Here is a 17783-nt window from a genome sequence, read left to right on the forward strand (position 1 = left end):
ACGACCACGACACCGCTTTGTGCGTCGTCCGAGGAACCCGTCGGGCTGATGACGGCCCGCACGAGGTGCTCGCCGTCGTTCGTGTGGATGTGCAGCGGCAAGTCGATGGTCACGACCCGCTGCTGCGCCTGGCAGTCGCCGATGGCCTGCAGCAGGAGTTGCTCGTCGGTGGCTTCCAGGCGCAGCACCGACTGGATGGGCTGGATCCCTGCGGTACCCGGCTGGTGCCGGAGTGTCAGGCGTTCGGCACTGGGATTGAGGTAGCAGACCCGGTGGCTGTGGTCGAGCGTGATCACCGCGTCGGTGATGGCGTGCAGCGTGACCTCGGCCAGCCCGCGCTCGCGCCGCAGCGCGGTGCGTGTGCTGCGCAGTTCGAATGCCCGGCTGAGCAGCAGCGCGAGCGACCAGCCCATCACCATCGCCCCCAGCGGCAGCCAGAGGTGTCCCCACGCCAGTGCCACCCCTTGGGCCAGCAGCGGCAGTGGCAGCAGCCAGAGCATCACCTTGAGCCGGACGCCCAGCGAGCGCATCACCAGCCGTCCGAACAGCGCCGCGAGCACCAGCGGCAGCACGTTGGCCGCCAGCACGACAGGTTCGCTGGCCATGGCGACCATGCGGTTGCGGTCCATGGCCTGGTGCACCTGGGCCTGCCATTGCACGGTGCTCAGTGGCATGCCGCCGCGTGAACCGGGCGTGGTCACCAGCGGGTCGATGCCCTGTGCAGTGACACCGACCCAGACCACACGCCCGGTCAGCAGGGTCACCAGACTCGGGTCGCGCAGCAGCTCGGACGCGGAGATCTGCGAGATCGGGCTGTTGCCGACGGGCATGAGTTGTATCCGCTCGCGCCACCATGGCTCGACCCCGTGGGCACGTGCATCGATGCCGGACAGCACATGGGCGCGCGAGGCGCTCACCCGCTGCACGGCCAGCGGCAGCGCTTCCCAGGCGGTCGAGCCGCTGCCGGCGACCAGCGCGACGCGGCGCACCTGACCGTCCAGGTCGATGGGGGATTCGGCGTGACCGAGTGCGGCGGCGGCCTTGGCGAGCACGGGCAGGGGCTGGAGCACCCGGGTCCGGGTGTCGTCCGGGCGGTGGCCCGGCACGACGGGCAGCACGATCTGGCCGTGTGCGGCGATGGCCGCTGCCAGCCGCGCATCCTCGGCCGGATCTGCGGAAGGTTCGGTGAACAGCACGTTGTAGCCGACGGCCTGTGTGCCGGCATTGCGCAGCACGTCGATCAGTTCGGCGTGGCGCTGTCGGGGCCAGGGCCAGCGGCCGAGTGCCTGCAGGCTGGCGTCGTCGATGGCGACGACGATGCTGTCCGCGGGCGGCATGGGGCCGGACAGCGGCTCGATCACGTTGCTGGACAGCAGATCGTGCATGGCCAGATCGAACCGGTCGACCAGCGGACGGGCCGTCAACAGCAGCAATGCGGCCAGCATGGCAGCGAACCACCAGGGGGCCGACATCAGCCAGAGCGACAGGGTTCGCCGGGTGAAGGGAGTGGTGTGGCTCACGGCGGAGGCTCCTGGAGCGAACGAAGGTCGAAGGCGCGCCGCACGGACCACCCACTGTGGCCACCCCTGGCGGGCGCGTGCAGCCACATGTCCAGGGCCCGAGCCGTGTGCAGGAATTCATCCGAGGCGGCCAATGCCACGCCCCCGGCTGCGGACAGCAGCAGGGCCAGCAATGCGGAGACCGGGCGTGGAAACAGTGTCATGGAGCGTGGTGTCAGCGGTTCGCCGAAGTGAAACTCCGGAAATGACAGATTCGCTCCGAGTATCTTATGTGGTTGCCCGAACTGGATTGAAGATTGGAACCGGCCATTCACGCCATACTTGTTCAGATCTGGCGTGCGACCTGCTCAGAGAAGACGGCGCAGGTCCAGACGGCCAGCCTGTGCCGGTGGGCACCAGTAGTAGGCACCGCTGACGGGCTGGCTGAAGCGGAAGAGATCGTCGACCACGCCGTCCTCGACCCCGGCCATGCGGGCGAGCTGGGCTTCGAACGCGTCGAAGCCAGTGGCGAACGCCGTGAACAGCAGCCCGCAGCGCGCACCTTCGGTCCATGGCATCGAGCGCCGCACGACGAAGGCTTCCGGGGAAAAGCTTTCCTGCGCGGTGCGCTGGACGTGGGCACTGGAGGGGGCATCGTCGAGTTCGACGTTGTCGTCGCGGCGGCGGCCGATCATGCGGTCCTGCGTCGTGCGGTCGAAGCGGTCGAAGCGGTCCAGCGCATGTTCCCACTGCTGGACCGCGACGAAGCTGCCGCCGTCCAGGCCCGGCCCCTGGCCCTGCACGCCGATGGTGTCGACCATGTCGCGGCCGGTGGGGTTTTCGGTGCCGTCCTCGTAGCCGGTCAGATCGCGGCCGTCCAGGTGGCGGAAGGCGGCCAGTTCGTGGGTGACATCGAAGGCCGGCGCCAGCAGGCGGGCCAGGGCGCGGCCCCGCTGCAGCAGCGCACCGGGATCGTCCTCGCTGCGCAGCCACAGCCACAGCTCGGCGGGCGTGGCCGGCAGATCGACCCGGCTGGCCGGCGGTGCACAGAAGCTGCGCAGGCCGGGCACGGCGGCGTCGAGCCGCGCCACCAGCGTGGCGCCCAGTCCGACGACGGTGTGCAGCCCATCGGCTTCTGCGGCCAGCGCCTGCAGCGTGGTGCGCACGGTGGCGTCGGCGTCGGGGCGCAGCGCGAGGCTGAGGTAGCGGCCATGGGCGGGAACGCGGGCCGCAATGCCGGCTTGGATCGTGGACATCTGCACACTCCTGAAGGGTTTTCAGCGGAGTGTAGGGGGAAGTCGGCTCAGGACGGGGTGTAGGTCAGCCGCACGTAGATGGGCGCGAAGGCCTCGGCCTGCGTGATCTCCAGCAGGCGCTCGCGGGCCAGCTCCAGCATCGCGATGAAGGTGACCACCAGCACCGGCATGCCGCGTGTCGTGTCGAACAGCTCGCGGAACTCGACGAAGCGCCGGCCCTGCAGTGCCCGCAGCACCAGTGTCATGTGCTCGCGCACGGAGAGTGCCTCGCGGCCGATGTGGTGGCGCTGGGTCAGCTTGGCGCGCCGGAGCACATCGGCCCAGGCGGTGCGCAGGTCGGTCAGGCTGACGTCCGGCAGGCGTGGCTCCAGCGCCTGCTCGATGTGCACCGCCGCGGCGAGCAGGTCGCGCCCGAGCAGCGGCAACTGGTCGATCTTCATGGCACCGAGCTTGATGCGCTCGTACTCCAGCAGCCGGCGCACCAGCTCGGCCCGCGGATCGGCGGCTTCCTGGTCGGCCGTCACCTGGCGGGGCGGCAGCAGCATGCGCGACTTGATCTCGATGAGCATCGCGGCCATGAGCAGGTACTCGGCGGCGAGTTCGAGGTGGCGTTCGCGGAGCTGATCGACGTAGGCCAGGTACTGGCGCGTCACCTCGGCCATCGGGATGTCGAGGATGTTGAAGTTCTGCCGCCGGATCAGGTAGAGCAGCAGGTCCAGCGGGCCCTCGAAGGCATCCAGGTAGATCGCCAGCGCTTCCGGCGGGATGTAGAGGTCGTGCGGCAGCGCGAACAGCGGCTCGCCGTACAACCGTGCCAGCGCCGCCGGGTCGGTGTCCGACGCGGCGGCGCTGGGATCCGGGGCCACGTCAGCCCTTGGTCTGGTAGACGTAAGGCTGTTGCGGCACCTTGGCGGTGTTGAACTCGCCCTGGGCGCTGCGGTCCTGTTCGCGGTCCCACAGCAGGCTGCGGCCTTCGCGCTGGCGCTGCTCCAGCTTCGGGTCCTGCTGCTTCAGACTCTCGATGAACTGGGTGGTCTCGGACTTGTAGTGCTTCCAGAAGAGCGGCATGGTGTGTGAGCGGGCGGACGCTATAGAGTGAGCCCCTGATTTTACAGGCGCAGCCATGCAAAACACCGCACAAGAAATCGAGCTGAAGTTCCAGATTCCTGCCGAATCCCGTCCCTTGCTGACCGAGGCTCTGCACGACACGGTCCACACCACCACGCGCCTGCGTGCCCGCTATTTCGACACCGACGACCGCCTGCTGGCGCGCTCCGCCTTCGCGCTGCGGCTGCGGCAGGAGGGCGAGGGCTGGGTGCAGACCCTCAAGGGCCGCGGCGACGGCCTGATGGTGCGGCTGGAACACAACGCACCGCTCGGTGCCGACACGGGTGACGAGGCCCCTGCACTGTCGCTGGAGCGCCACGCCGGCACGCCCGCCGGCGTGGCGCTGATCGCGCTGCTGGCCCGTGCAGGCCGCACGTCGGCCGATCTGGCGCTGCAGTTCTCCACCGACATCGCCCGCACCCACGCCGAGGTACAGGCCGAAGGGGCCGTGGTCGAGCTGGCGCTGGACGTCGGGCAGATCCAGGGCGGCGGGCAGACGCTGCCGGTGTGGGAGATCGAGTTCGAGCTGGTCCGCGGTGCGCCGGCCGGCTTGCTGTCGCTGGCCTACCTGTGGACCGAGGCGTTCGGCCTGTGGCTGGATGTGCGCAGCAAGGCCGAACGTGGCGACCGGCTGGCGCGCGGGGTGACGCAGGGCGAGGTGCCTGCAGTGCGCCCGGTCGATCCTGCGCAGCCCTGGCCGCAGCGGGTGACCGTGGCGCTGTCGCCGGTGCTGGCGCTGGCGGGCGATGTGGCCGAGGACCTGGCGTCACCCGCCCAGCGCGTCGCCCTGGCGCAAGCCCTGGGCGTGCTGGCGGAGACGCTGCGGGCCGATCCGCATGCCGGTGGCGCGGCGGACACCGTGGCCGCACTGGCCGGACTGGTGTTCGACGCCGCGATCTGGCGCCGCGCCGAGACACAGGCGCTGTGGTTCAACCTGCTGGAGTGGAGCCTGCCGGACGCCCGCTGAGCGGGTCCGCGTACAGCTGTGCGGCTTCGAGCGCGGCGGCCAGCGTCGGCGCGATGCCGTGCTCGCCCAGCAGCGTGTCGAAGCCGGAGCGGGTCAGCAGCGAGCGTGGCTGCTCGTTGAGCGCTGCCACGATCAGCCGCACGCCGTGGCGCTGCAGCTGCCGGTGCAACTGCACCAGCGCATCGACGCCCGAGGTGTCGACCGAGATCAGCCGGTGCATCTCCAGCACCACGACGCTGGTGCCTGCGCGCAGGCGCTCGGGCAGTGATTCGACCTTGCCCACGGCGCCGAAGAACAGCGTGCCATAGAGGCTGTAGACCTCGACGCCTGGTGCCGTGGTCGGCAGCGTGTCCTGGAAATCGCCGGCTTGCGCGGTGTCGGCGGACACCTGTTCGACCTGGAAGAGCTGGCTCATGCGCCAGATGAAGAAGCCGCACGCCAGCAGCAGCCCGACCTCCACCGCGATCGTCAGGTCGAAGATGACCGTGAGGAAGAACGTGCCCAGCAGCACCGAGCGGTAAGGCAGCTTGAAGTGGCGCAGCCGCGCGAACTCGTGCCACTCGCCCATGTTCCACGCGACGAACAGCAAGATACCCGCCAGTACCGCCAGTGGCACGTTCATCGCCAGCGGTGCTGCGACCAGCATGATCGCCAGCAGCGCGAGCGCGTGCACCATGCCGGCCACCGGCGAGACGGCCCCCGCACGCACATTGGTGACGGTGCGCGCGATGGTGCCGGTGGCCGGGATGCCGCCGAACAGCGGCACGACGAAGTTGGCCACGCCCTGCGCCATCAGCTCCTGGTTCGGGTCGTGGCGGGCGAAGTCGCCCATGTTGTCGGCGACACGGGCGCACAGCAGCGACTCGATCGCGCCGAGCAGCGCGATGGTCAGCGTCGGCATCAGCAGCTGCTTGGCGGTGGCCCAGGTGAACTCGGGCAGGTCGAATGCCGGCAGCGCCTGCGGGATGCCGCCGAAGCGCGAGCCGATGGTCTCCACCGGCAGGTGCAGCAGCCAGCTCGCCAGCGTCAGCGTCACCAGCGCGACGATCGGCCCCGGCACGCGCGAGATGACCCGCGCGCTGCGGCCGTCGACGAGTTCGGCCGGCAGGATCGTGCCCGGCTTGAACAGCCGCAGCCACACGAACAGCCCGCCCAGACAGGCCGCACCGATGGCAAAGGCGTAGGGGTTGAAGCTGTCACGGTGTTGCCAGAGCGTGTGGATCTGGGCAAAGAAGTCGGCCGGCATCTTGTCGATCTTCAGGCCGAAGAGGTCGCGCAGCTGTGACAGCGCGATCAGCACCGCGATGCCGTTGGTGAAGCCGATGACGATGGACACGGGGATGTAGCGCACCATCCCGCCGAGTTTCATCCACCCCATGACGAACAGCAGCACGCCGGCCAGCATGGTCGCGATCAGCAGGTTGGGCAGGCCGTAGCGCTCGATGATCCCGTAGATGATGACGATGAAGGCGCCGGCCGGTCCGCCGATCTGCACCTGCGAGCCGCCGAGCGCGGAGATCAGGAAGCCCGCGATGATGGCGGTGTAGAGGCCCTGTTCCGGCTTGACGCCCGAGGCGATCGCGAAGGCCATCGCCAGCGGCAGCGCCACGATGCCGACGGTGGCGCCGGCGCCCAGATCGGCCAGCAGGCGCTCGCGGCCGTAGCCACCGCGCAGCGTGTCGAGCAAGCGTGGATGGAAGGCGTGCAGGCGCTGCAACCACGCCGGCTTCGACAGGAAGGTGGACCAGTTCTGCACGCTGGGTGTCTCCATCGGATGGGGTGTGCCGTGTGTCGGCATCGCCGTCGACAGTGTGCGCCCGTTGTGTGCTGCCGCCCTTACAAGGCGCGCATCCGGGGGCCGGAGAAGACTGGCGTATCGTTCCGTGCATGAAGAAACCGTCCAGCCCTTGCGCCAGCCTCCACTTCAAGGGCAACAAGCACCACTTGCCGAGCAAGCCCTGTGTAGCGTGTGGCCGGGAGATGAGCTGGCGCAAGCGCTGGGAGAAGACCTGGGCGGAGGTGAAGTACTGCTCCGAGGCCTGCCGACGGATGCGGCAGGCGGGCGGGTAGCCGCCGAAGACATTACACGCCCGTGCCGCATCGGTCCGTTCAGCGGATGCGCATGCCCGGCTGCGCGCCCGGGAACGGCTCCAGCACGAAGATCCCCGGGTTCCTCTTCTCGTCGGCGTCGCTGGCGGCCAGCACCATGCCTTCGCTGACACCGAACTTCATCTTGCGCGGCGCGAGGTTGGCGACCACCACGGTGAGCTTGCCTTCCAGGTCTTCCGGCTTGTAGGCCGACTTGATGCCGCTGAAGACGTTGCGCAGCCGGCCTTCGCCCGCATCCAGCGTCAGCCGCAGCAGCTTGTCGGAGCCGGCGACATGTTCGGCCTTGACGATCCTGGCGATGCGCAGGTCCACCTTGGTGAAGTCGTCGATCTTGATTTCCGGGGCGATGTCCTCGCCGCCGGGGATGACCTTCTCGGGCTCCGGCGCGGCGAAGAGTTCCTCCAGCAGCTTGGGATCGACACGCTGCATCAGGTGCTGGTAGGCGCCGATGGTGTGGCCGCCGAGGGCGCGGCTGGCGGCGTGGAAGTCGAGCGGCTCGACCTGCAGGAAGGCTTCGACCTGGGCGGCCAGCTTCGGCAGCACCGGCTTGAGGTAGATCGTCAGCAGCCGGAACGCCTCGATGCAGACCGAGCAGACGTCGTGCAGCACGGCGTCCTGCCCCGCCTGCTTGGCGAGTTCCCAGGGCTTGTTCTGGTCCACGTACTCGTTGACGCGGTCGGCCAGCGCCATGATCTCGCGCAGCACCTTGCCCAGTTCGCGTGCCTCGTACAGCCCGGTCACGGTGTCGCGGTGGGCGCGCAGCGTGTCGAGCAGCACGCGGCCCTCGACGCCCAGGTCGCCGCTCAACTGGCCGCCGAAGCGCTTGCTGATGAAGCCGGCGGCGCGGCTGGCGATGTTGATGTACTTGCCCACCAGGTCGGCGTTGACGCGGGCGGTGAAGTCGTCGCGGTTGAAGTCGATGTCCTCGACGTGGGCGTTGAGCTTGGCGGCGATGTAGTAGCGCAGCCACTCGGCGTTCATGCCCAGCGACAGGTACTTCAGCGGGTCCAGGCCGGTGCCGCGGCTCTTGCTCATCTTCTCGCCGTTGTTGACGGTCAGGAAGCCGTGGACGAAGACGTTGTCCGGCGTCTTGTGGCCGCTGAAATGCAGCGTCGCGGGCCAGAACAGCGTGTGGAAGTAGGTGATGTCCTTGCCGATGAAGTGGTACTGCTCGATGTCCGGCGAGGCCATGAACTCGGCGAAGCTGCGCGTGTCGCCGTACTTCGCGGCCGGGCCGCCCTGGTCGAACCAGTTCTTCAGCGACGCGAGGTAGCCGATTGGCGCGTCCAGCCAGACGTAGAAATACTTGCCCGGCGCGTCCGGGATCTCGATGCCGAAGTAGGGTGCATCGCGGCTGATGTCCCAGTCGCCCAGGCCGCCCTGGCCCTCTTCGTCCTTGGTGAACCACTCCTTGATCTTGTTCAGCACTTCGGGCTGGAGCTTGCCCGGCGCGGTGGTCCACTGCTGCAGGAACTCGACGCAGCGCGGGTCACTGAGCTTGAAGAAGTAGTGGTCGCTGGTCTTGAGCACCGGCGTGGCGCCCGACAGCGCCGAGTACGGCTGGACCAGCTCGGTCGGGCTGTAGACCGCACCGCACGACTCGCAGGAATCGCCGTACTGGTCCTTCGCGCCGCACTTCGGGCACTCGCCCTTGATGAAGCGGTCCGGCAGGAACATGCCCTTTTCCGGATCGAAGAACTGCTCGACGGCGCGGACCTCGATCAGCCCGTTGTCGCGCAGGCCGCGGTAGATGTCCTGCGCGAGTTCGTGGTTTTCGACGCCGTCGGTCGAGTGCCAGTTGTCGAAGCTGATGTGGAAGCCGTCGAGGTATTCCTTGCGGCCGGCGGCGATGTTGGCGACGAACTGCTGCGGCGTGATGCCTGCCTTTTCCGCCGCGATCATGATCGGCGCGCCGTGGGCATCGTCCGCGCCGACGAAGTGGACCTGGTGCCCCTGCATGCGCTGGTACCGCACCCAGATGTCGGCCTGGATGTACTCCATGATGTGGCCGATGTGGAACTTGCCGTTGGCGTAGGGCAGGGCGGTGGTGACGAAGAGCTGGCGGGTCATGTCGTGGCGTCTTGGCAGTGTTCGCGGGGAAGACGGCGATTTTAGGTCGCCGCGGTATCGTGGCGGCCATGAATCCGAGCCCGTCCCCCGATTCCCGACCCGTCCTGACCGTGCAGCCGCTGGACTGGTGCGTGCGCGTCGCACCGGGGCAGTCGCTGGTCGAGGCGGCGCGTGCTGCGGGCGTGCGGCTGCGCAGTTCGTGCCGCAACGGGACCTGCCGCGCCTGCCTGTGCCGGCTGGTGTCGGGCGAGGTGGCTTGGCGCGTCGAGTGGCCGGGGCTCACCGCCGAGGAGCACGCGCAGGGCCTGGTCCTGCCGTGCGTGGCGCTGCCGCTGGGCGATGTGGTGATCGAGGCGGTGGCGGAGGTGGTCTGCGCTGCGCGCTGATCGCTCCAGTCTGGAGCGTGATTGCCGCGCGATGCGCGAATCCCGTTTTCCACATAGCGACTTTCCCTTTCACCGCCGCGGCGCTGCTTCGCTAGACTGCGGGCTGCTTTTCACTCACCACACCATGTCCAACATCACCGACGCAGCGATCAAGCAAGCCCTCCAGGCGGTCATCGACCCGAACACGGGCCGTGACTTCGTCTCCACCCGCCAGTTGAAGAACCTGCGCGTGACAGGCAGCGACGTCGCGTTCGACGTGGAACTCGGCTACCCGGCGGCCAGCCAGATCGACGGTCTGCGCAGCGCGCTCATCGCCGCGGCCCGCTCGGTCGAGGGCGTGGCCAACGTCAGCGTCAGCGTCACCAGCAAGATCGTCGCGCACTCGGCGCAGCGCGGCGTGCAGCTGCTGCCCGGCGTGAAGAACATCATCGCCGTGGCGTCGGGCAAGGGGGGGGTCGGCAAGAGCACGACGGCTGTGAACCTCGCGCTGGCGCTGGCCGCCGAGGGGGCCGCCGTGGGCATCGTCGATGCAGACATCTACGGCCCGAGCCAGCCCATGATGCTCGGCATCACTGGCGCGCGCCCCGAGAGCTACGACGGCAAGACGATGGAGCCGCTGATCGGCCACGGCATCCAGGTCATGTCGATCGGCTTCCTGGTGGACAACGACCAGGCCATGATCTGGCGCGGCCCGATGGCCACCCAGGCGCTGGAGCAGCTGCTGCGCCAGACCAACTGGAAGGACCTCGACTACCTGATCGTCGACATGCCTCCGGGCACCGGCGACATCCAGCTCACGCTGTCGCAGAAGGTGCCGCTGACCGGCGCGGTCATCGTCACGACGCCGCAGGACATCGCACTGCTCGACGCGAAGAAGGGCCTGAAGATGTTCGAGAAGGTCAGTGTGCCGATCCTCGGCGTGGTCGAGAACATGGCGGTCTACTGCTGCCCGAACTGCGGCCACACCGAGCACATCTTCGGTGCCGACGGCGGCAAGAAGATGGCGGCGGACTACGACATCGAGTACCTCGGGGCGCTGCCGCTGAACCTGTCGATCCGCGTGCAGACCGATGCCGGCTGCCCGACCGTGGTGGCCGAGCCGGATGGCGAGATCGCCGCGCTGTACAAGGCCGTCGCGCGCCGCATCGCGGTGAAGGTGGCGGACAAGGCCAAGGATTATTCGGCCAAATTCCCGACCATCACGGTGTCCAAAGGCACCTGAGAGCCTTGGGTGCGCTTCGCGACAACGGCCTGGCCGGAAGAAGTCAGGGCCGTGTCGGCACCACCTTGATGCGCTGCCAGTAGGCGCGGTCGATGGTCGTCATGACACACGGCCGGGTCAGCACGGTGGCCTTTTCCGCACCCATTTCCGGCATCACCTGCCGAACAGGCCAGTACAGCACACCCTGCGCCAGTCGGATCACCCGCGACGGAGAGTCCAGGCGCACCCCCGCATAAGGCTTGGATTCCAGCGCGTAGACCAGCACGCGTTCCCTGGCCCAGTGCACCTTGCGGCCGAGCGCCGTGATCTCGTCCTGGCGGTCGATGGTGTCTTCCCACTCCCTGGGTGAGTCGATGCTCAGCAGCCGGGTGTTCTTGCCCGGCAACGGGCATTGCATGTGGCTGCGGGTCGAGAGCACCCGCACCACGGTCGGGGCGGCTCTGGACCGGCTGGCGCTGGCGTCGGCGACCGGATTGCGGGTGACCTGCAGGCCCTGCGCCGGTGTGGCCTGCACGGCTGCAGTGATCGCCAGGAACAGCAGCCACCTCGTGACGGACGTGGTGCACTGGGGCAGGAAAGGTCGAAGCGGCGCTGTGGGCGTGGTCATGGGCTCCCGGTGGCCGGTGAAGGGGATGGTTCGGCGAATATACCGAGATTCGACCCGCCCTCCTCAGGGGAAACCCGATGCCCTAAGAATGCACCTCAGGGGCGCCACGGAGCTGGCGACAGGTTCAGATCCAGACCGCCCTGGTCCCCCGACAGGGTGACGACCCGCTCGCTGCCACACGGCTCGCCTGGTCCGCAGACCGCACCATCGTTGTTCGGGTCCGCACCGGCCTGAACCACCACCTTCGACCGCCGGTAGCCGCTGAACTGCCAGGCGTAGCGTCCTTGGCTGGCGTGCACCAGGAGGGTCTGCACCACCCGACCGGTGTCCGGATCGCCCAGCGTGACGTAGACCGGCCCGAAGCCGGGGCCGCTGCTGGCGCTGCCGGCGGGACGGTCGAGCGTGACCGGCACGGTCAGCTCTGCGCCATTGCTCAGCGTCAGCGTGAGGGTGGCGCTGAACGTGCCGTCCGCGGGCAGCAGGCGGCGGTCGACGTCGAGAATCTGCTGGTTCAGGCTGATGCTCGGGTCTGTGGTGCCGGTGTGCAGCGCCAGCGCCGGGCTGCTGCTGCGCACGGCGGTGACGGTCGCGGTGACCGAGGACCGCCTGCCCGATGTCACCACGAGGTCGATCGTGGCCGAGCTGCGCAGGCTGCCGAGGTCCAGCCGGGCGGGGCGGATGCCCAGCGTGGCTGTGCCGCTCGTCACGCTGCCCGTGCCAGTGGTCGATTCCAGCACGGCTTCGACGGACTTGAGCGCATTGATCAGCCCGTGGCCGTAAGCACTGTCGTGACCGGCCGGGCCCAGGTCGTCGGTCAGCCGACCCGCGGCGAACAGCGCGTCGACGGCGTCCACGGACAGCTCCGGGTCGAGGTAGCGCATCAGGGCGAGCACGCCGCTGACCTGCGGTGCGGCCATCGAGGTGCCCTGCAGCGGTCCGAAGCCCGCCACGCGCTGTCCATCGCCGGTGTAGTTGACGAGGGTGCTGAAGATGCCTTCACTGAGGCCGCTGGCAGCTCCGCCCGTCCCGAGGTCGCCCCCGGGTGCCGTCACGGTCAGCGTGGCGCCGGTGTTGGCGTAGCGCGAGAGCTGCCGGTTCGCGTCGACCGCGCCGACGGCGATGACGCCCGTGCAGTTGGCCGGCTGCTGGACCTCGGCGGGCTGCCCGCCCGGGTTGTCCGCCAGGCTGCCGGCCGCGGCCACGACCAGCGAGCCGGCCGCACGCACCCGGTTGACGGTGTCCTGGAAGGCCACGCCGCAGGCGCCGGGACTGCCCATGCTCAGGTTGATCACGTCGGCCCGGCGCGCCGGCAGCACGCCGGCACTGTTGTCCAGCCCGGCCGCATAGCGCATGGCCTGCAGGATGTCGATGGTCTTGGCGGAGGGGTTGCGGCCAAACACGTTCAGCGGCAGCAGCCGCGCCATCGGTGCCACGCCGGCCACGCCGATGCCGTTGAACGTGGCCGCGGCCGCGGTGCCGGCGACGTGGGTGCCGTGGGACACGGCATGGTCCTCGGCCAGGCGCTGGTCATCGCCGTTGGCCTGGTTGCGGTCGCCTGGCAGGCGGTCGGTGACGAAGGCCCGTCCGAGCGAGGCCAGTTGCGGCTGCAGGTCGGGGTGGTCGAGCATCACCCCGGTGTCGATCACCGCGATGACCGGTCGCTGCGCAGGCTGGACCGGCAGCGCCTGGATGCGGTTGATGGCCGCGGGCAGCGCGATGAGATCGTCGGCCCAGTGCTGCTCGCCGTAGTGGAGGTCGTCGGGCGGGAAGAGCCCGATGGTGGCGGATGGCTCCATCCGCAGGTTGGGCTGGACGTAGTCGTATGCGCCGGTGGCCTGCAGCGCCTTGGCATAGCGCAGGGTTTCCAGGCGGGCCTCGATGCCATCGCGCAGCGGGGAGGTGTCCGTGCTGGCCGACAGCGTGCGCACGGCGGGTGCCTCGGACACCCGGTCGCCGGCCAGCAGCGCGAGCCCGCTCCTGCGGGTGGCCGGATGGCCGGGCAGCAGCAGCAGTTGCGGACCGTGCGCCGACGCCCCCGTGGCGGCCGTGATGCCGGCGCGCCGGACCAGCGCTTGCGCGCTGACGGTGGCGAGCGCCGAGGTGCTGCGGGCCTGGGCCACCAGTTCGCCAGGATCGAAGACCGTGCGGGCCGTGGTCGCGGTGCAGCCCGTGGTCGGGGTCGCGGCCGGGCCGGCCCGCAGCGTGTAGCCGGCCGCCTGTCTGAACGCCTCGACACGCAGGTAGTAGCGTCCGGTTTGCGTGATGCGCACGCACTCGTAGCGCGTGTCGCTGCGGTCGGAAGCACCGGTCAGCGTGCCGTCGGCCGATGCGACATACAGGTCCAGATCAGCGGGTTCCGCGGTTGTGCCAGGGTCGAATTCCAGCTCGACCAGATCGTCGCGCTGCAGATCCAGCACATAGGCGTCGGTGGTGTCGCCCTCGGCCTGGTTGCTGCCGGCCGGGCCCGTGCCGGGACGGTTGACGCTGCCCACGAGCAACACCGGAGCGTTCAGGGCCTGCGCAGTGGCGAGGTCGTTGTTGCGGGTGCGGCCGAGCTGGTTGACGTCGTTGAGATCGGAGTCGACCGCTGCGCCCACCGGCACCGACAACGTGCCGGACAGCCGGAATCCCGGTCCTTCCAGATCGACACCGACCGCACCGCTGTCGCCTCCGCCACCGCTGCAAGCTGCCAGCACTGCACACCATGCCAGCCCCGCCCAGACCCGACGGGCCGCTCCCCTGATCCCCATGCCATCCAACCTGTGTGTGCCTGTCCAGAAATTCGCCGAGAAGTCCGATGTAACTGTGTCCGGTGCGTGAGGTACTGCGCGGAAAAGCATACACATCGGCAGATCGCGGCAGGGTGTCCGGACAGGATCTGCCGCGTTCGGGCAGTGCGGTATTGCACGGTTCCGGCGGGACCGGACCGCGGGCGGTGCAAGGGAAAGAGGCCTGCCGGAAACGTTCAGGCACGCCCCGCAACGCCCGGCCACAGTCGGTGACGGGGCCGCTACAGTTGCGTACATGAACCTGCTCGATGCCATGCGTTACCTGGCTGCGCTGGCGCAGCACCGCCATTTCGGGCGCGCGGCCGAGGCCTGCCACATCACCCAGCCCGCGCTGTCCAACGCAGTGCGGGCGCTGGAGCAGGAGTTCGGTGTCACCATCGTGCGCCGCAGCCGCCAGTACGAGGGCCTGACGCCGGAGGGCGAACGGGTGCTGGCCAGCGCACACCGCATGCTCCACGAGCGGGAGGCCCTGCGCCAGGAGCTGAGCGCCTCGGTCGACCGGCCCGGCGGGCCGCTCGTGATCGCGTGTGTGCCCACGGCAGTGCCGGTCGCCGCACGGCTGGCGGCCCGACTGCGCGAGCGGCACCCGGACATCCGGCCGTCCGTGCGCTCGCTCAGCTCGGCCGAGATCGAGACCGGGCTGGAGCAGTTGTCCTTCGATCTGGCGCTCGGCTATGTGGACCGCACCCGCGCCCGTGCGCTGCGGGCGCAGGTGCTGTCCACCTACCGCGAGCGCTATGTGCTGCTGCGCTGCAGGGACAGCGGCGCGGCGCTCGCCGAGCCTGTACCGATGCGCTGGGCCGATGCGGCACGGCTCGACCTGTGCATGCTCACCCGCGAGATGCACAACCGCCACATCGTCGACGATGCCTTCGCCCAGGCGGGTGCTGTGGTGCAGCCGGTGATCGAGACCAACTCGGTGCTGACACTGATGCTGACCGTGCTGGAGGGTCAGGTCTGCAGCGTGATGCCGGGTGTGCTGGCCGAACTGGCCCGGCAATATCCAGTGCTCGAACTCGTGCCGCTGGTCGAGCCCGACCTCACGGTGGTGATGGGCCTGCTGCTGCCGAAGGGCGGGCGGCTGTCGCTGGCGCAGCAAGCGGCCACGGCCCTCGCGGCGGACGCAGCGTGGTGGCGCGGCGTGGTTGGCACAGCGGATGCTGCGGTGCATCATTCGAGCGCTGTATCGGACGGTTCGGCGATGTGATTGGACAGGTGCTGCATGCAGGCCGATAGTGTCGGCATGACTGCTCCTGTTTTCGCCGCACCTGCTGCCTCGACCACCGAGGTCCTCCTGACGCCACGCCAGCAGCAGGCGCTGGCTGCTGTGCTGGCCGAACGTGGCGCGCTGCCCGGTGCGTTGCTGCCGGTGCTGCATGGCGTGCAGGACGCACTCGGTTTCATTCCGCCTGCGTCGCTGTCGGTCATCGCGCGGGCGCTGCACCTGTCGCGCGCCGAGGTCCACGGTGTCGTCACCTACTACCACCATTTCCGCACCACGCCGCCGCGTGGCCGGGTCGTCCGGATCTGCCGCGCCGAATCCTGCCGCGCGATGGGCGCCGAGGCCTTGCTGACCCATGCGCGGGCGACGATCGATGCACAGGGCTGCGACACGCTCGAAGCCGCGTACTGCCTCGGGCTGTGCGCGCAGTCACCGGCCGTGGTGATTGGCGACCAGTTGCATGCCCGCATGACGCCGGCACGGCTTGATGCGCTGCTGGCGCCCGTGCCGGCACCCGCCGAAGGAGCCGCTTCGTGAACCCCTCCCTGAACGCCTTCACCGTCTACGTTCCCCGCGACAGCGCGGCACTCGCCGTCGGGGCCAACGCCGTGGCCGATGCGCTGTGCGCCCAGGCCCTGGCCCACGGCGCCACGCTGGCGCTGGTGCGCAATGGTTCGCGTGGTCTGCTCTGGCTGGAGACGCTGGTCGAGGTCGTGACCCCGCAGGGCCGTGTCGCCTACGGGCCGGTGGGGCCCGAGGACGTGCCGGCGCTGTGGCCGGCGCTCGTCGCCGATGCCGCGGGCACGCCGCCTGCGCACCCGCTGCGCCAAGGGACGACGGACCTGATCCCCTACCTTGCCCTGCAGGAGCGGCTGACGTTCCACCGCGTCGGGGTCACCGATCCACTCTCGCTGGACGACTACGCCGCGCACGGCGGCTGGGCCGGGCTGCGGGCCGCCGTTGGCCTGGACCGCGCAGCCATCCTGCACGAAGTCACGCACAGCGGCCTGCGCGGGCGGGGCGGGGCGGCGTTTCCGGCCGGCATCAAGTGGAAGACGGTGGCGCACGCAGCCACGGCGCCCGGTGCGATCAAGTACGTCGTCTGCAACGCGGACGAAGGCGACTCCGGCACCTTCGCCGACCGGATGCTGATGGAGGGCGACCCGTACCTGCTCATCGAGGGCATGGCGATCGCCGCACTCGCGGTCGGGGCCACCGAGGGCTATGTCTATGTCCGCTCCGAGTACCCGCACGCGGTCGCCACGCTGACCGAGGCGGTGGAGCGCGCCAAGGCGGCAGGCTGGATCGGCGGTGACGTGAGCGGATCGGGCCGTGCCTTCCATCTGCACGTGCGCATGGGCGCCGGCTCCTACGTCTGCGGCGAGGAAACCGCGATGCTGGAGAGCCTGGAGGGCAAGCGCGGCATCGTGCGTGCCAAGCCACCGCTGCCGGCGCTCGAAGGCCTGTTCGGCCAGCCGACCGTGATCAACAACGTGCTGACCTTCGCTGCCGTGCCGACCATCCTGGCACGGGGGGCGGAGTTCTACCGGGGCTACGGCGTCGGTCGATCCACCGGCACGCTGCCGTTCCAGATCGCTGGCAATGTGAAGCAGGGCGGGCTGGTCGAGCGCGCCTTCGGGTTGACCTTGCGCGAGCTGCTGTTCGATTTCGGCGGTGGCACCGCGTCGGGCAGGCCGGTGAAAGCGGTGCAGGTCGGTGGCCCGCTCGGCACCTATGTGCCCGAATCGCAGTGGGACGTGCCGCTCGACTATGAAGCCTATGCCGCGATCGGCGCGGTCGTCGGCCACGGTGGGCTGGTGGTGCACGACGACACCGCCGACATGGCCGGGCTGGCGCGCTACGCGATGGAGTTCTGCGCGCTGGAGTCGTGCGGGAAATGCACGCCGTGCCGCATCGGCTCCACCCGCGGCGTCGAGGTGATCGACCGCATCACCCTGAACCGCGACCAGCCCGTGGTCCGCGATCAGCAAGTCACCTTGCTGCGTGACCTGTGCGAGACGATGGTCGGCGGCAGCCTGTGCGCGATGGGGGGCATGACGCCGTTCCCGGTGCTGTCGGCGCTGAACCACTACCCCGCGGACTTCGGTCTGTGAGGCGAAGGAGACTCTGATGAACCACCCGATCATCCCGATCAAGGTCCAGGACATCGACCACGGCACCCCGGTCAGCCGCCTGGGCGCAGATGCCGAGCCGGTCACGCTGACCATCGACGGCTTCGAGGTCACGGTGCCCAAGGGCACGTCGCTGATGCGCGCCGCCGTGGATGCGGGCATCCAGGTGCCGAAACTCTGCGCCACCGACTCGCTGGAGCCGTTCGGTTCGTGCCGGCTGTGCCTCGTCGAGATCGACGGCCGGCGCGGCACCCCCGCGTCCTGCACCACGCCCGCCGAGGCCGGCATGAACGTGCGCACGCAAAGCCCGACCTTGCAGAAACTCCGCAAGGGCGTGATGGAGCTGTACATCAGCGACCACCCGCTCGACTGCCTGACCTGCGCGGCCAACGGCGACTGCGAGCTGCAGGACATGGC

General features: G+C 69.3%; 16 protein-coding genes. 8 read left to right on the top strand and 8 right to left on the bottom strand.

Translation table 11 applies throughout. The annotated features are described in order from the left end of the window. From AB3X43_RS16720 to AB3X43_RS16735, 4 genes are all read right to left on the bottom strand, one after another. Positions 1–1520: CHASE2 domain-containing protein (locus AB3X43_RS16720; protein WP_369430995.1), on the bottom strand; the 1520-nt coding region annotated here is incomplete at its 3' end. Positions 1521–1867: 347 nt separating this feature from the next. Further along, positions 1868–2755 (bottom strand): Dyp-type peroxidase, encoded by an 888-nt coding sequence (locus AB3X43_RS16725; RefSeq protein WP_369430996.1) that lies wholly within the window; start codon positions 2753–2755, stop codon positions 1868–1870. A gap of 47 nt (positions 2756–2802) precedes the next feature. Beyond that, positions 2803–3621, bottom strand: coding sequence for a segregation and condensation protein A (locus AB3X43_RS16730; protein ID WP_369430998.1), 819 nt, complete (start codon positions 3619–3621; stop codon positions 2803–2805). Between the two features lies 1 nt (position 3622). Further along, positions 3623–3823 (bottom strand): DUF3460 family protein, encoded by a 201-nt coding sequence (locus AB3X43_RS16735; RefSeq protein ID WP_369430999.1) that lies wholly within the window; start codon positions 3821–3823, stop codon positions 3623–3625. A gap of 55 nt (positions 3824–3878) precedes the next feature. Here AB3X43_RS16735 and AB3X43_RS16740 point away from each other — a divergent pair, with 55 nt between their 5' ends. After that, entirely contained in the window at positions 3879–4829 is a 951-nt protein-coding gene (locus AB3X43_RS16740) for a CYTH domain-containing protein (protein WP_369431000.1), read from the top strand. Here the strand turns inward: AB3X43_RS16740 and AB3X43_RS16745 are convergent. Further along, on the bottom strand, positions 4792–6600 hold the full coding sequence (locus AB3X43_RS16745) for a SulP family inorganic anion transporter (RefSeq protein ID WP_369431001.1): 1809 nt from the start codon (positions 6598–6600) through the stop codon (positions 4792–4794). The genes AB3X43_RS16740 and AB3X43_RS16745 overlap by 38 nt on opposite strands. A gap of 116 nt (positions 6601–6716) precedes the next feature. Between AB3X43_RS16745 and AB3X43_RS16750 the strand changes: the two genes are divergently transcribed. Further along, entirely contained in the window at positions 6717–6899 is a 183-nt protein-coding gene (locus AB3X43_RS16750; protein WP_369431002.1) for a DUF2256 domain-containing protein, read from the top strand. 39 nt (positions 6900–6938) lie between these two features. On the opposite strand, the gene metG is transcribed toward AB3X43_RS16750, so the two are convergent. Then, positions 6939–9008, bottom strand: a complete 2070-nt coding sequence (metG, locus tag AB3X43_RS16755) for a methionine--tRNA ligase (protein WP_369431003.1) — start codon at positions 9006–9008, stop codon at positions 6939–6941. A 68-nt stretch (positions 9009–9076) separates the two neighbouring features. Between metG and AB3X43_RS16760 the strand changes: the two genes are divergently transcribed. Continuing rightward, on the top strand, positions 9077–9394 hold the full coding sequence (locus AB3X43_RS16760; protein ID WP_369431004.1) for a 2Fe-2S iron-sulfur cluster-binding protein: 318 nt from the start codon (positions 9077–9079) through the stop codon (positions 9392–9394). Positions 9395–9518: 124 nt separating this feature from the next. Further along, positions 9519–10616: an iron-sulfur cluster carrier protein ApbC gene (gene apbC, locus AB3X43_RS16765; RefSeq protein WP_369431005.1), complete on the top strand. Its 1098-nt coding sequence runs from the start codon at positions 9519–9521 to the stop codon at positions 10614–10616. 43 nt (positions 10617–10659) lie between these two features. Here apbC and AB3X43_RS16770 read toward each other — a convergent pair whose 3' ends face one another. Beyond that, positions 10660–11223 (bottom strand): hypothetical protein, encoded by a 564-nt coding sequence (locus tag AB3X43_RS16770; RefSeq protein WP_369431006.1) that lies wholly within the window; start codon positions 11221–11223, stop codon positions 10660–10662. Positions 11224–11318: 95 nt separating this feature from the next. Continuing rightward, on the bottom strand, positions 11319–13973 hold the full coding sequence (locus tag AB3X43_RS16775) for a S8 family serine peptidase (protein WP_369431007.1): 2655 nt from the start codon (positions 13971–13973) through the stop codon (positions 11319–11321). 274 nt (positions 13974–14247) lie between these two features. Between AB3X43_RS16775 and AB3X43_RS16780 the strand changes: the two genes are divergently transcribed. The 4 genes from AB3X43_RS16780 to AB3X43_RS16795 form a co-directional block, all read left to right on the top strand. After that, the gene (locus tag AB3X43_RS16780; RefSeq protein ID WP_369431008.1) at positions 14248–15219 is read left to right on the top strand and encodes a LysR family transcriptional regulator; all 972 of its coding nucleotides are present in this window, start codon (positions 14248–14250) and stop codon (positions 15217–15219) included. 36 nt (positions 15220–15255) lie between these two features. Next, positions 15256–15771: an NAD(P)H-dependent oxidoreductase subunit E gene (locus tag AB3X43_RS16785; protein WP_369431009.1), complete on the top strand. Its 516-nt coding sequence runs from the start codon at positions 15256–15258 to the stop codon at positions 15769–15771. Further along, positions 15768–17348, top strand: a complete 1581-nt coding sequence (locus AB3X43_RS16790) for a formate dehydrogenase beta subunit (protein ID WP_369431010.1) — start codon at positions 15768–15770, stop codon at positions 17346–17348. Before AB3X43_RS16785 ends, AB3X43_RS16790 begins: the two co-directional genes overlap by 4 nt. 16 nt (positions 17349–17364) lie before the next feature. After that, positions 17365–17783, top strand: a 419-nt coding sequence (locus AB3X43_RS16795) for a 2Fe-2S iron-sulfur cluster-binding protein (RefSeq protein WP_369431011.1), incomplete at its 3' end; no start/stop codon positions are given.

The organism is Sphaerotilus sp., assembly GCF_041083715.1.
Classification (GTDB): domain Bacteria; phylum Pseudomonadota; class Gammaproteobacteria; order Burkholderiales; family Burkholderiaceae_C; genus Sphaerotilus.

Bases quoted from the DNA above. Each gene is read 5' to 3' on its own strand.
- AB3X43_RS16785 (WP_369431009.1), top strand. From the start codon at position 15,256: ATGACTGCTCCTGTTTTCGCCGCACCTGCTGCCTCGACCACCGAGGTC.
- AB3X43_RS16735 (WP_369430999.1), bottom strand. From the start codon at position 3,823: ATGCCGCTCTTCTGGAAGCACTACAAGTCCGAGACCACCCAGTTCATC.
- AB3X43_RS16725 (WP_369430996.1), bottom strand. From the start codon at position 2,755: ATGTCCACGATCCAAGCCGGCATTGCGGCCCGCGTTCCCGCCCATGGC.
- AB3X43_RS16740 (WP_369431000.1), top strand. From the start codon at position 3,879: ATGCAAAACACCGCACAAGAAATCGAGCTGAAGTTCCAGATTCCTGCC.
- AB3X43_RS16775 (WP_369431007.1), bottom strand. From the start codon at position 13,973: ATGGGGATCAGGGGAGCGGCCCGTCGGGTCTGGGCGGGGCTGGCATGG.
- apbC (WP_369431005.1), top strand. From the start codon at position 9,519: ATGTCCAACATCACCGACGCAGCGATCAAGCAAGCCCTCCAGGCGGTC.
- metG (WP_369431003.1), bottom strand. From the start codon at position 9,008: ATGACCCGCCAGCTCTTCGTCACCACCGCCCTGCCCTACGCCAACGGC.
- AB3X43_RS16750 (WP_369431002.1), top strand. From the start codon at position 6,717: ATGAAGAAACCGTCCAGCCCTTGCGCCAGCCTCCACTTCAAGGGCAAC.
- AB3X43_RS16770 (WP_369431006.1), bottom strand. From the start codon at position 11,223: ATGACCACGCCCACAGCGCCGCTTCGACCTTTCCTGCCCCAGTGCACC.
- AB3X43_RS16760 (WP_369431004.1), top strand. From the start codon at position 9,077: ATGAATCCGAGCCCGTCCCCCGATTCCCGACCCGTCCTGACCGTGCAG.
- AB3X43_RS16745 (WP_369431001.1), bottom strand. From the start codon at position 6,600: ATGGAGACACCCAGCGTGCAGAACTGGTCCACCTTCCTGTCGAAGCCG.
- AB3X43_RS16780 (WP_369431008.1), top strand. From the start codon at position 14,248: ATGAACCTGCTCGATGCCATGCGTTACCTGGCTGCGCTGGCGCAGCAC.